13 protein-coding genes are annotated in these 14,094 nt (G+C 33.8%); 4 read left to right on the top strand and 9 right to left on the bottom strand.

Going from position 1 to position 14,094, the window contains the following annotated elements:
- Positions 1 to 159 precede the first annotated feature (159 nt).
- Positions 160 to 909 (top strand): SGNH/GDSL hydrolase family protein, encoded by a 750-nt coding sequence (locus tag ACIQAA_RS09155; protein WP_402617967.1) that lies wholly within the window; start codon positions 160 to 162, stop codon positions 907 to 909.
- Between the two features lie 230 nt (positions 910 to 1,139).
- A complete protein-coding gene (locus ACIQAA_RS09160; RefSeq protein ID WP_402617970.1) occupies positions 1,140 to 1,493 on the top strand; it encodes a hypothetical protein in 354 nt (117 codons plus the stop codon).
- Positions 1,494 to 1,645: 152 nt separating this feature from the next.
- Here ACIQAA_RS09160 and ACIQAA_RS09165 read toward each other — a convergent pair whose 3' ends face one another.
- The gene (locus tag ACIQAA_RS09165) at positions 1,646 to 1,795 is read right to left on the bottom strand and encodes a YwzD family small protein (RefSeq protein ID WP_402617973.1); all 150 of its coding nucleotides are present in this window, start codon (positions 1,793 to 1,795) and stop codon (positions 1,646 to 1,648) included.
- 247 nt (positions 1,796 to 2,042) lie between these two features.
- Here ACIQAA_RS09165 and tagU point away from each other — a divergent pair, with 247 nt between their 5' ends.
- Complete coding sequence (tagU, locus tag ACIQAA_RS09170; RefSeq protein WP_402617976.1) at positions 2,043 to 2,984, top strand: polyisoprenyl-teichoic acid--peptidoglycan teichoic acid transferase TagU; 942 nt, start codon at positions 2,043 to 2,045, stop codon at positions 2,982 to 2,984.
- Between the two features lie 28 nt (positions 2,985 to 3,012).
- On the opposite strand, the gene ACIQAA_RS09175 is transcribed toward tagU, so the two are convergent.
- Positions 3,013 to 3,291, bottom strand: coding sequence for a hypothetical protein (locus ACIQAA_RS09175; protein ID WP_402617979.1), 279 nt, complete (start codon positions 3,289 to 3,291; stop codon positions 3,013 to 3,015).
- Positions 3,292 to 3,624: 333 nt separating this feature from the next.
- Here ACIQAA_RS09175 and ACIQAA_RS09180 point away from each other — a divergent pair, with 333 nt between their 5' ends.
- Positions 3,625 to 4,389 carry a DUF6270 domain-containing protein gene (locus ACIQAA_RS09180; protein ID WP_402617982.1) on the top strand — a complete coding sequence of 255 codons (765 nt, stop codon included), beginning with the start codon at positions 3,625 to 3,627 and terminating at the stop codon, positions 4,387 to 4,389.
- Positions 4,390 to 4,434: 45 nt separating this feature from the next.
- Here ACIQAA_RS09180 and ACIQAA_RS09185 read toward each other — a convergent pair whose 3' ends face one another.
- From ACIQAA_RS09185 to ACIQAA_RS09215, 7 genes are all read right to left on the bottom strand, one after another.
- Positions 4,435 to 6,603 carry a glucosaminidase domain-containing protein gene (locus ACIQAA_RS09185; RefSeq protein ID WP_402617984.1) on the bottom strand — a complete coding sequence of 723 codons (2,169 nt, stop codon included), beginning with the start codon at positions 6,601 to 6,603 and terminating at the stop codon, positions 4,435 to 4,437.
- 92 nt (positions 6,604 to 6,695) lie between these two features.
- The gene (locus tag ACIQAA_RS09190; protein WP_402617986.1) at positions 6,696 to 8,093 is read right to left on the bottom strand and encodes a right-handed parallel beta-helix repeat-containing protein; all 1,398 of its coding nucleotides are present in this window, start codon (positions 8,091 to 8,093) and stop codon (positions 6,696 to 6,698) included.
- Positions 8,094 to 8,163: 70 nt separating this feature from the next.
- Positions 8,164 to 9,150, bottom strand: coding sequence for a hypothetical protein (locus ACIQAA_RS09195; protein WP_402617988.1), 987 nt, complete (start codon positions 9,148 to 9,150; stop codon positions 8,164 to 8,166).
- Positions 9,151 to 9,265: 115 nt separating this feature from the next.
- Positions 9,266 to 10,270 (bottom strand): serine O-acetyltransferase, encoded by a 1,005-nt coding sequence (locus ACIQAA_RS09200; protein WP_402617990.1) that lies wholly within the window; start codon positions 10,268 to 10,270, stop codon positions 9,266 to 9,268.
- 75 nt (positions 10,271 to 10,345) lie between these two features.
- Complete coding sequence (gene tagH / locus ACIQAA_RS09205; RefSeq protein ID WP_402617993.1) at positions 10,346 to 11,986, bottom strand: teichoic acids export ABC transporter ATP-binding subunit TagH; 1,641 nt, start codon at positions 11,984 to 11,986, stop codon at positions 10,346 to 10,348.
- 15 nt (positions 11,987 to 12,001) lie between these two features.
- Positions 12,002 to 12,805, bottom strand: coding sequence for an ABC transporter permease (locus ACIQAA_RS09210; protein WP_402617995.1), 804 nt, complete (start codon positions 12,803 to 12,805; stop codon positions 12,002 to 12,004).
- Positions 12,802 to 14,079: a nucleotide sugar dehydrogenase gene (locus ACIQAA_RS09215; RefSeq protein WP_402617997.1), complete on the bottom strand. Its 1,278-nt coding sequence runs from the start codon at positions 14,077 to 14,079 to the stop codon at positions 12,802 to 12,804. The genes ACIQAA_RS09210 and ACIQAA_RS09215 overlap by 4 nt, the downstream gene beginning before the upstream one ends.
- Positions 14,080 to 14,094 lie beyond the last annotated feature (15 nt).

Here is a 14,094-nt window from a genome sequence, read left to right on the forward strand (position 1 = left end):
TTGACTACATTAATGCCAAAAAGTTAGTAGAAATTTGTTCATTACCTAAACAATCATAACATGCTTTTTGTAAAATAATGTAGATTATTTGTAAATGGAATAAATTTCTTGTAAAGTTTTGCTATAATAATAGAAGAAATGTATTTGGGGGTACAAAGGATGAAGTATTTTTTCACAGTGATATGGGGCATTGTATGTATCGGAGTACTTGCGTATGGTCACTTTCATTGGAATCAACAAACTGCTGTAAAAGCGATTGAACCTGTGCTTACTCAAGAATCAAGTGAGCCCGATAATTCTAAATATTTGGAGCTGGCAGCTAATTGGCCTGAAGTAGCAAAAGAGCAATTCAAGACAGCATTAGAGGAAGAGAAGCCCTTTAAAATTCTCTTTATAGGCTCTAACGCAATGGAATGGGAAAAAAGTGTTACCCAAAGTCTCACGGAAAGCTTTGGCAGTGAAAGGATTATTACCGCACAACATACATATGATCTAACAACAGTGGATATCGTGGCCGAAAATCAGCAGTTAGCTCTAGCTGCTGAACAAGCACATCTCGTTGTCATGGAGCCATTTCTATTTAACGACAATGGTAAATTGAAAATTGACGTCACATTAGCAAACGTAACGAAAATAATTGATGACATAAAGGCTGAAAACCCAGACACGACCTTCATTCTGCAGCCATCGTATCCAATTTATCTTCCTAAATATTATTCAACACAAGTGGAAGCATTAAAGGAATATGCAACGGCAAACAACATAACCTATCTCGACCACTGGACAGCTTGGCCAGCAACCGATAATCCAGAAATAAATAATTATTTAAATGAAGAACAAAGTGGTCCAAATGAACAAGGTTACCAAGCATGGAGCCAATTCCTTATTGATTATTTTGTAAAAAAATAAGGCTGTTTTCGTATTGATTGTTGCTTTGGTATCATAAAAAAAGACCTGAATTAAATTCAGGTATATAATAATTTTACTACATACTTTCATCGAATTCCGTACCAACGTTAATTTTTAACATCGGGGCTTATATAACAAAATGCAACCATAGGATTTACGAAATTTAAAAATTTTTGTATCCGTTTATGTGTGTTTTTCCTGTATACTTTGAGAAAAAAGTAGGGAAAAAAATGATAATAAGGAAAATCAAAGTAGCATTTCTTACTTCAATTCTTGTCACGTTTGTAACCTTTTTAATTGCTCTTCCCTCCATTCTCAAGGATTTATCCTTAAATGAAGAATTAATACTTCAATTTCTGTTTATATTCAATTATAGTTTGATAGGAAATTATATTTATGGGCTTCCTGTCTCTTTAGTTGCTGAATGGGTTACTTCAAAACTTAAATCTTTTCGAATGGTGATATCAGGATTAATTCATATTGGTTTTGGTCTTCTATCCTTTAATTATAGTGGCGATTTCTTTTTCTCTATTGTTATCAGCTCTATTTTATTTTTTTTAACAGATGAAGTGTACCGAAGATAAACATAAATACGTCAGATTTTATGTCTAATGTTCATTAACATCTTTATAATTATGTCTGTATTTTAAAATATTGATTAAAAAACAACAAACTTTGCAAAAATAGCCAAAAATAAAGAAGACTAGCGAAAGTGCTAGTCTCCTTCTTCTATATATTAACTAATAATACTTTTTAGATCACTTTTAAGTTCCGCGATTATTTTTTCAAGGGTCATTTCGTTTTCAGTTCGACCTCTTTCATAAGCCTTCTTCACAATCATAGAGAAATCGACTTGTTTAGAGCTATTGCCCTTTGCCGTAGACATTTATTTACTATTTCCCCCTTTATTTTTATTCTATTAAGGTATTTTAATAAATTACTAGTCAAATGTAAATACATTTCCATTCCAAATTTGTGGAAAAAGAGTGTAATTTACAGAATAATGTAGAAAAGCGCCTTGTTAAAGTATCATTATTCCATATTTTATCCACAACTTTCATCTATCTATTTTCCTGTTTTTTTGGTATTCTATCTGTTGTGGTCAAAAATTGTAAATTTTTCGGAGGAAAACTATGAGATCAAAAGATAAAAAGAATAAAAAATGGCTAAAAATCACTAGTATCATACTTCTTATTCTCATTATTGGTGCAGGAGCTTATGGTTTTACTGTATATAATTCACTTAAAAGTGCTGTTGACACGATGCACGAACCCATCGAACGCAAGCAGTCAGAAAAGCGTACTGAACCTGTAGAATTGGTAGAAAAAGACCCATTCTCTGTGTTATTACTTGGCGTTGATTCAAAGAGTGATAAAGGGCGTACAGATACAATTATGGTACTAACCGTCAATCCGAATACAAATTCTGCAAAATTGCTTAGCATCCCGCGTGATACTCGCACGGAAATCATTGGTAAAGGATTTCAGGACAAAATCAATCATGCCCACGCATTCGGCGGCGTTGAAATGGCCATGGATACCGTAGAAAACTTCCTTGATATCCCGATTGATTATTATATGAAGGTAAATATGGAAGGGTTTAAGGACATTGTCGATGCAGTTGGAGGAGTAACGGTTAACAATACACTGGATTTCTCTTACCAGGGCGTTCACTTTCCAGTCGGTGAAATTACGTTAAACGGCGAGGAAGCATTACCATTCGTAAGAATGCGTAAAGAAGATCCTCAAGGAGACTTTGGACGTAACACAAGACAACGCCAAGTTATTCAAGCCGTTATCAAAGAAGGGGCTAGCCTTTCAAGCTTAACTAACTTCCCAGAAATCTTTAGCGCGATCGGAACCAACATTAAAACAAATCTAACCTTTGATCAAATGGTTGATATCCAAAAGAACTATAAAACTGCCGGAAACAACATCGAACAGATGAAGATTACCGGTCAAGGCACCCAGATTGATGGCATTTATTATCTGCAAATACCAGAAGAGGAAAAGTTGCGCGTTCAAACTGAATTGAAGGCGCAGTTAGAACTGGATCAGGCAACAGTACAAAACTGATTGGGGACTCTCCCAATCAGTTTTTTTGTTATGATACCATCTTTTTATTCAGTTGAATTTCAATGTCGTATAGAGCGTTTTTAAAATCTTCTCTCAGCCAATAATAGGTTTTTGTCTTTTTGAATTCATTCAAACAGCTTTTTAGACTTTCCTCTACTTCTGGTAAAGTCTCCAACCTTACTCTTCCCACACTACTAGGAATTGACTCAACAAACTCTCTTAGAAGACCTTTATCATAATGAGAGAGCACCTCTAAAGAAACAGAAATCGCAGCTTTAAAACATAAAGGATCCTTTATAAAAAGCATTCATAACAACCCCTTTTCTTTTAATACCTTTATTATTTCATACCCATATTAAATAATCTGTTGGAATATGGATATTGCCTTCAATATTATTGTCGAATAATTTTGGGATCTAGCTCAGATTTTGTCTTTTTAAATGATTAAAAAAAACACGCACTTATAGAGGATTAATCTTCACTAAAGATAAATTCCCATATTTTTTCCTATATTACCGTTTGTACGCACATATATATTGTGTATTTATATGTTATAATATTCTAGTTGTGAAAAAAGATACTTATCATTTAATCTCAAATATACCTTTAAATAATTTTTATTAGAAAAGGGGTTTGCATTATGAATATTGGAATATTTGGTGGCTGTGTTTCCAGGGACATCTTTAGATTATTTCCAGAGAGAGATCATGTTTTGCATTATTCTGCAAGAACATCCTTAATTAGCCAGTTCTCTGAGCCTACTAAGGTAGATTTAAATGATATAAACCTTTCATCCGCTTTCCAAAAAAGAATTGTCGCTGCTGATTTTAATAAGTCTCTAAAAAAGGATTTAGATGCTTTGGATGTGGATTTCTTTATTATTGACTTTTTAGTTGAAAGAATTAGTTTATTATCTACTGGTAAAAAATATATTACCCGATCTAAAGAATTAAGCAATTCGGGAATATTGAATAATAAAAAATATCGACTTGGTAAAGTAATTAACCGTAAAGCGGATGATATGGTTCTTCTTCATGAATGGTTTAATGCATGTGATCAATTCATTGATTGTCTTCAAAAGAATTTTAAACCACATCAAATCATTTTAAATGAGGTATATTTAACCGAACATTATCTTGATCAATCTGAGATAAAGAACTTTGATGAAAAGCAAACGGAAGGTATTCGAGAAACAAATGCTATGTTAAGAATGTATTATTCTTATTTTAAAGGAAAATATCCTGGTATCAACTTCATTAATATTTCGAAAGAAAATAGTGTTGGGGATCTCAATCACCAATGGGGTTTAAGTCCTATGCATTTTGTTGATGACTACTATCTCGAGGCAAGACACCAATTGAACAAAATTTATTTAGAGAATCAAGTTCAAACAACAACTCTTTAATAGTATAAAACCGGCTAAGTTAACCTAGCCGGTTTTTCAATCTGTTTAATGGTATTTTGGAACATCGTAATAAAGCGTATAGTTATCCAGCAGCTGGTATACATTATAGATACTGCTTACTTGCTTATATGCCCAGCTAATATCTGTCGCATATTGATGCCATGGAGCTTTTGGATTCCATCTCATTTTGTAAAGAGTATCCTGTTGAAAGGTAGTGTTATAGATATAATCTTGGCTTATGAATTTTGCACCACCAATAATTGCAGCCTCTGGAGTAAACCATCCGTTGTCATATGCGGTTTGTGCACCACATGTTAACGGGCAAGAATCTATCGCACCGTAACCGTACATATTGTATACTGTTTTTCCGTTAACCTCGACTCCATTAGCTAGCTTAGATGTACCATTACCGGTTTCTAAGAGTGCATGCGCTATTAAGTAAACATCATTTATGGTATATTTTTTAGCGGCGTCAATGAATGCTTGACCTTTCCCAGCCAGAATTCCTTTACCATTTAGAATCTTTTCATTCACTTCCGCTGCATTTAAGTTTGCTGGTTGTGAAAGCTTGAGAAACTGGAAATAATCTTTGGTAATATCAAGTGAAAAATTGTTTGGATCTAAATAGGATTTGACATCATTTGCTTTCGCATTCTGCCAAGTCACTCTCACCTCTACCCAATCACCTGTTTTTCCAATCACTAGTACACTATCGCCAATATTTAATTTTTGAACAATCTCACTATCCATTGAAGGTGCTGTTCTTAAATTGACATCATTCCCTGTTATTACCTGTTTGGTCATGTCAACAAATTCAGCTGATACATATCTTGGCTCATTTCGGTACATATCCGTTTGAGGGTTTCTACTCATTTGTATGTCTAGCATACTATTTAGAGACATACCATAATCCGTGTACATTAGTTTAGGTCCAACTTTGGTTTTTATTGCCGTACCTATCCAGCCAAACATTTGATTAAGCTTCAAATTAGCAGCCCTAACATTTTCATAACCAATAATATCTTCAATTACAATTTGATATTGTTCTAGTCTATCACCTGTAGCTTGATAAGTTGCTGACAGGTTACTATTCTTAAAGAATTCCTGTCCTTTTTTTACTAATGTCATTCCCAGTACAGGCTTTGATATGACTTTATAACCTTCATATCCAATAAGTCCTGTAGGCTTATAGGTTACAGACCAGTTGTTGGTTTTGAAGAAATTTCTTCCTTTATTCACCAAGTCTAATCCTAAAACTGGATCTGAAATGATTTGATATCTTTCATATCCAGTCTGGCCAGTTGCTCGATATGTTACGGACCAGTTGTTATTTTTGAAGAAGTTCCTACCCTTATTAACTTGTTCCAAACCTAATATGGGGATAGATTTAATCTGATATCTGTCATACCCTACTCGTCCTGTATCCTTATATGTAACAGACCAATTATTACTTCTAAAAAACTCTCTGCCGATGTTTACTTTACTTAATCCTAATATAGGTTCAGAAACGATTTGATATCTATTATTACCTATATAAATATAACTCCCCTTAATACCTGTAGCTTTCTCAAACTGCTGTAATATTTGTTGTGTAGCAGCCTCACCAGAGAAACCACCGCTAATTATTTGATAATAATTCTGAGGTGTTCCTAGGCCTATATAAAAGGCATTAATCCCGGTTTCCTTTTCAAACTGCTCCATTATCTCAATCGTCTTAGCTTGTCCTGAAAATCCACCACTGATTATTTGATAGTAACTTAACTTATCTCCCAATCCAACATAACTAGCATTAATACCAGTGGTGTTTTTGAATTGTGTTAGTACATTTTTAGCAGTGTCCTCACCATTAAAACCGCCACTAATAATCTGATAATAGTTTAGTTTATTACCAATACCAACATAATACGCAGGGATTCCAGTACTAGTTGTGAATTGATTAAGGACATTCCTTGCATGACCTTGATCTGAAATTTCTCCAGACTGAATTTGATAGAACTCTTCGTATACTCCTGTTGGTTGATATTTTCCTGTCCAATCTGTTTCACTATGAAGCTTATTGAGTGCAGCTTTTGCTTCTATTTCTCCAGTAAATTTCCCTGTATGGAGCTTATAAGTAGATAAATCTATATAAGCATCAGAAGTCCTTGGAAATAGTAATAGAAAAAATAAGGAAACACAAATTGTTGTTACTATCATATAGGACTTATTTCTCATTTTTCTCCTCCCTTCTTATCATAAATCTATAATAATATTATATAAAAGCAAGAGAACAATCAACCAAATTTAGACAATTTTCTTCAATTCTCTTACTCTTGTCGGGTAGTAACTCTATTATCTTTAACTGTCAAATCTTGCAAATTTTCAGTTTTCCCTTTAATAAAAGGACCATTTAAACCGTCAATCTTATTACCAGATGCTTTAATTGTGCCTTTATATGAATCTAGCAACATAATAAAGCCTTCTAAGGAACTATTATTAATGCTTTTATAGGAGTTATTTAAAATATTTACATGATTCCCTAGTGAAACGGCAATGAAACTTCTGCTAGCGCCTTCGTGTACATTATTCTCAACAGTAATATTTGTTCCCCTAGATAAGAATCCATAGCTAAAATTTTTCACATAATTGTTCTTGAATGTTATGTTATCGGCAGTTGAATGTGTTCCAAAACCACTATTTCCACTAGCAAGGACACCATCTTTATACCCATAGGCTTTTGAATGTGTTACTGTGCCAAATCGTGAAGGTGTATCACCAGAAAAGTCTACACCACGCCGTACTCTTGCAAATGTACTGTTAGTGATCAATGTTCCTCTTCCGCCCCAATCCTGTATACCATATCCGGAAGTAATATCTTTTGTTGTACCTAGGTTAATTTTTACATTATTTACTATAGAGTTGTAGGTGTTTTTGAGTTGTATCCCTAGGAGCTTTGAATTCGTTACGGATACATTATTGATATTTGCATCAATGGTATAACTTACTCTTACCATCACCGTTTTTAACGGAGTAGGATGTGTGAACGATACATTGCTTAATTCTAGAGAAATTTGCGGATACACTTTAGCCGTGACACTCTCGTCCTTACCTACATTGTATTTCCCATTGGTATTAGTATCTAAATAGACTTTTTTCCCTTCAACTTTTGTTACTCTGTGCATTTCTCCCTTTTTTAGATAACCTCTATTATCCCAAAACCAAAGTTTAGAAGAGACTAAATGAATCAAGTCCCCTGGTTCTATTCCCTTAGTATCATTTAACTCAACGTAAGGTTGGTTATAGGCTATCTTTTTTGAAACAAAGGTAGATGCCTTTTCTACATTATTTATTAGAAGAGCACTCTCACTACTTCTCTGTATAATCATAGCTGGCCGACTATCTTCACTTTTAATGGTGATGGTATGGCTGCTTTCCAAAGGTGCATCTATAATATATTTTGCTCCGCCTTTTAGTAGAAGCGTATCGCTATGGTCAATAGCTTTTTGAAGAGAGTTTGTATCTGGGTCGTTATCAAAACCGTTAGCACCAAAATCCTCTGGTCGATTTGTAGATAATTCATTTATTTCAGTATCTGTGATATCTTTACTCTCAACCGGGTCATCCTCATACTGTAATGTGGGATTTTTCTCTTCTGCTGTAAAATAAGAGACAATGGTCACAATAAAAAGCAAGATTACTATTATTGCGATACTCTTTATCTTCATAGAATCTCTCCCCTCCTTTTGTTAGTGGATGATGAATGGAGAGCACTTTTTATCCACTGGGACCTACCTCTTATACAATAATTGGATTTGCACCAATTTTTACTATTCCCTTTTCATTTCGTACGTAAATCCTTACCCTGTAACTTCCTGCTTCTCTAATTTTTATCTTACAGGAGTTTGCTCTACTATAATGTACTTTTTCAAAGGGATCTTTTTCATTCCCTTTAAAGAAATAGTAAGCATATCTGACCGATGGATCATTTTTTAATGAGTCTGATATCCTACATGTAACTTTTAACTCGTTTCCTACTTGTTCTAAAGTAGCTTGTGAAACAGCAATCTTCCCCGTAATTCTAGATAATTGGTTCAATAAAAATGGTGTATAGTATGTGCCAATTAATCCATGGTCTGAGTATTCCTGTATATCTAAATTATAAGGAATTCTACACTTTTTTAGGTTCTCAATAAACGGTTTTCCGTAATTTATGAAGTGATGATCACCTGAGCCGCCATGGATATTATATTCTGTGTTTTTTCTGGGATTAAAAAAGATTTTGTCATAAAACCGGTTTAAGAAACGTCTATCATTTTCTTCATTTCCACCCGTAATTAGTTTTAATAAGGTATCACGCGTGTAATTATTTAGCCATAGGTAGTCGCCCACTTTTGTTTGCATTCCTCCAGCAATTACATGACCTAAACTGTATTTCATTCCAAAATACAATGCAGCAGTGCCCCCTTTGCTGGAGCCAATTGTTATAACATTGGACATAGGGATATGAATTCGATTTGCTATATAATTAATTAAAGCCATAACAGTTACTTCATAATCTAGAGATTTATTTTTACCGAGATAATAGCATGGATGATCCTCGTAGCTATCTAAGATATAAAGTTGGTGGCAATTAAAGTTTTTCAACTGTTTCACATAGTTATATCTAGCTGGCTCACCTGTAGATTCTTTCCCATTGAAACCCGAAAATCCAATAATTAAGTGATTACATTCTTCTGTTGAAAGAGATAAATAATATTTAATGGGTATCGCACCATTAAACACCTTTTCATTCTCTTTAATCATTTCCGAAATTGAAGACAAATTGACCCACCCTTTGTTTTCTCTTTTAATTAAATATTTTGCCTGTTAACAAATTGTCCGTTCGTATCTACTATTTTTATTTGAAATAGCCCTTATATTTCTCTATATCTGTACTAATAACTTTTGCTGGTACACCAGCAACAACGCAATTGTCCGGAACATCTTTTGTGACAACAGCATTTGCGCCAATGATTACGTTATTACCAATTCTTCCGCCAATACACTTAGCCCCAGGTGAAATAAAAACATTATCTCCAATGATTGGTGTTTCCCCGCGTGAACCAATGGTAACATTTTGTCCGATTACACAATTTTTTCCTATTCTTGCTTTGGTATGTATGACAACCCCAATTCCTCCGTATCCAAATCTAGTCCCTTCTCCTAACTCAGCTGTATAAGGAACAACCGAACTAAAACGGAAATGGATAAAGCGCTTAATTAACTTAGCCCCGGATAACAGACCATTTAAGTAACAATATTTCGCAACTTCGTAAAGTTCCAACAAGCTTAATTCAAACATTGTTTTAGTCACTAAATTATCTGGTACAAAGATTGAGGTAAAGACTTCGGATTGATCATTTACTATTTTGTTTTTAGGGTCCATACAAACAATCTTTAATTGATCTATCTTTTCGGCATATGTAGGTTCTATTATTTTTACATTGAAAAATGTTTGTCCCCATTTTTCCTTGTCATCATCAATAAAAAAGGAAACCTTATATTTTGTCTCTAAGATTGCCTTAACCGCTGCTCCTAATCTCGAAACCCCGTAAATTGCAACTTCAGGTTTATCGATTGGAGAGGATTTATCCTTAAATCCATTAAATGTGATTTTTTCACTTGTGTTGGCAATTTTATTATTTCGTTTATCTTTAATAAAAACTCGCACAGAGTATATCCCTTTATCCTGAAGATTAAATGAGATTCCTGGATTATCTGAATAAGCGACCTTTTCAATTATTTCTTGGTCCTTGTATAGGTAGAATGCATACTTTAATTGCTCACCATTTGCCTTACATTCTACTTTTAATTGAAAAAAGTTTACTAAATCAATAAGAAAGTTTTCTACCTTTATTGACATCTCGTAACACCTCTTACGTTCATTTGTCTACAGTGTGGCAATACACAAAATATCCACCTATATAAGGTGGGAATTTTATCTTTCTTCTATCGTAAATGACTTTTCACTTTTATTTACAATTATTTTATTGTTATCTATATTTAAAAGAAAATAATTTTCCTCTTTATCCATTAAAGAAGCATTCTGGGCTAGCGTGGAAAATTCGGGTGATTCAGTATCAATATTCTTAATAACCATAGCGGTGGCAATACCATTTTCAATATGATATTGAATCTCTCCACCACTATACTCGAGCAAAGTAAGATTTGGGTCTGCTTCAACTACATTACTTAACCCATTTAGATTGTTTTTTATTACTTCTTCTTTTGAGTGTAAATAGGAAAGATAAAACTGATAAGCACTTTTAAAAGAATTTGGAGCAATAAATAACAAATCATTCATGGTAATATCGTTATTACTAACATTAGAGTCCACTAATTTTATATTACCCTCATGAGTGTATCCTATTACTCCATCCTCCAATTGAACTTTATATAAATCATTGCTGTGTTCTAGGACATATACCTTTTCAGAAAAATCCAAGTTATTAATTAGACTTTTTTTTTCAACCTTTTCATAAACCTCTGAGCCATCGTTTAGAACAAAGCCTTCACTGTTTATGGTTGTTGTATTTTGGTTAGATGAATTACGAGAAGAACTTTGTTCTGTAGCAGTTACCTTCCCCTTACTTCCGACAGCGTCAGCGGTTTTTTCGCTACTACTAACTCCATTATTAATTAACAAAAATGCATTGATAATAAAGAAGATAAATAAAGCTCCGAGAAGAAGGTTTTTCTTTTCCTTTACTTCAGACACCTTTACCTTACGTAATGACCGACTCCTTGAAAGTTCTTTATTGCTTACTGGAGAATCATCATTTTCCTCGTTCATTAATTGCTTAGCCATCATTTCATTTTTGTATCTTCTCTGTTCTTTAGCACTAAGACCTTTATGCCAGGCAATGTAATCTTTATAATCTTTAATCACCTTGCCGATTCTTCCGAAGTCTTGCACTTTCCCGTGATGCAGCCAGATCACCTTATCGCAAAATGAACGGACTTGCGAAATGGAATGGCTAATAAAGAAAATAGTTTTTCCCTGTTGTTTAAACTCTTCCATTTTCGCTAAACATTTTTCATAAAATGTTTCATCTCCAACAGATAGTGCTTCGTCTATGATCAGGACATCCGGATCTGTATGAACTGAAATAGCAAACCCTAAGCGCGAACGCATTCCACTTGAATAGTTTTTTACTGGTTGATTTATAAAATCTCCTATATCAGCAAATTCAATAATTTTAGGCGTTATTTCTTTGATTTCTTCTTTTTTTAACCCATGCATTAAACATTTTATTTCTATATTTTCCATGCCGGTTAAATTATTATTTAATCCTGCCGAAATAGCAATAAGAGATGTTTCACCATTAATGGTGATTTTCCCAGATGTAGGCGGTAAAACCTGGGCTAATAAATTGGACAGTGTTGACTTACCAGACCCATTTACACCGATGATTCCAATTGTCTCACCTTCATATACTTCAAATGATACATTTTTAAGAGCATAGAAGGTTTTATTCTTTCTTTTTGTTGTTTTAAATATATCCAACAACTTATCAAATTTACCCTCATAAAGAGTATAGCTTTTTGAAACATTTTCAAATTTCACTTTTGGCTTCATAATATAAGCCTCCGATTAAATGTAGTCTACAAATTTATTTCGAAATTTAATGTGCATATATGAACCCAAAAAGAGCAATAGTAATGTAAGACTCCAGAAATAAGAAGTATACTTAATATCTATAAAAAACCAACCTTCACCAAGAAACGTATTTCTAAATCCTTGTATTAAATAGAAAACAGGATTTAATTTCAATATGTTTATATAGATCGTTGGCAGGTTATCCATTTTCCATACAATCGGTAACAGATAGAACATCATTCTCATTGCCGACTGAATAATCATTTGAAAGTCTCTAATAATAATAGAAATCGTTGAAAATAAAAGGGATGTTGCAAATAAAAAAGTAAATAAACACAATAAATAATAAGGAAGCTGCAGCAAGTAAATTCCAGAATTTATATTATTAATAAACAGTAATATGATTAATACTATCATCATAACTAGAAAATTAAAGCCATTGGTAACCAAAGTAACGGAAGGCAATATACTTACTGGGAATTTCATCTTTGAGACTAGGCTGATTCTTGAGTATATACTATTGGATCCTTGCATCATGGAAGGACCTATAAAAAACCATGGGATTAATCCTACTAAAAGCCAAATCAGAAAAGGAGTGTCTCCCACTGGAGACCCCTTTCTGATTCCAAAACCAAACACAAACCAATATAACGCCACTTGAATAGCAGGATTTAAAAATTGCCATAACCATCCTAAGTAGTGCAATTGATATTTTCCTTTTATATCATAAATAGCTAATCGGAAAATAAGGTGAACATTTTTCAATTGTTCATTTAGGACTTGTAAAACAAATCTCATATAGTAATAGCTTCCTTTTTAGTCGCTTTATATAGGTTTCCAAAGTTGTAGTATTCTACTTCTGTAGGAATCATGCCAACAACATTTTTAGTATCAAGGATTCTCTTATGAGCCATACCTTTAAGTTCTTCTGGTTTGATTTCTTTAAACTCATTATGATCTGTAAGAACAACGATTAAATCAGAACCAGCTACTGCATCTTCCATACTATCAATGACAAAGTCTTCTGAAACGTGTGGATCATATGCACGAACGTTATATTTACCTTGTGATTGTAACATGTGGTAGATTTCCATTGCTGGACTTTCACGAATGTCATCCACGTTACCCTTATATGTTAGGCCAAATACTGTTACATTTTTTCCATCTACTGATTCCATTAATCTATCAATATTTTCTACTACAAATTCAGGCATAGAAGTATTAATCGTTCTTGCTAGATTAATTAATTGTGCTTGTTCAGGTGCTTTTGCCACAATGAAATATGGGTCAACCGCTAAACAGTGACCGCCAACACCTGGACCCGGTGTGTGGAGATTTACACGTGGGTGCTTGTTAGCCATCTCAATAACATCAAGAGCATTGATTTCTAATTCGTTACATACTTTTGTAAGCTCATTCGCTAAAGCAATGTTTACATCACGGAATGTATTTTCCATTAACTTAGACATTTCCGCTGTTTTCGCATTTGTTTTAATGATTTCACCTTTAACAAACGTGCTATATACCATTGCACCCGCTTCGGTACACTCAGGTGTAATTCCACCCACAATACGGTTATTATAAATTAATTCGTGTAGAATTTGACCTGGAAGTACTCTCTCAGGACAGTGAACTAAGAAAATATCTTTCCCCACTACAAATCCAGCTTCTTCTACTAGTGGCTTAACATGGTCATCCATACTTCTAGGTCCAATTGTTGATTCTACGATTAACACATTACCCTTCTTAACATATGGAAGTGCCGCTTTCACACCACTTAATACATACGTTAAGTCACAAGATTTGTATAAATCGTCATTATTTGGAGTAGGAACTGCGATAATGAATGCGTCAGCAGCTTCAGGAGTAAGTGCCGCTTTAAATTTTCCTGCTTCTAATACTTCCGTAAGTGCTTCTTGTAAACCAGGCTCTTCGATATGAATTTTACCACTATTTAAAGAATCGATTACTGATGGTTTTACATCTACACCGATAACATCTACACCGTGCTTTGCGAACATAATTGATGTTGGAAGTCCTATATATCCTAAGCCAATCGTTACTAGTTTCATATTAATACCATCCTT

Source organism: Neobacillus sp. NPDC093182 (assembly GCF_044754045.1).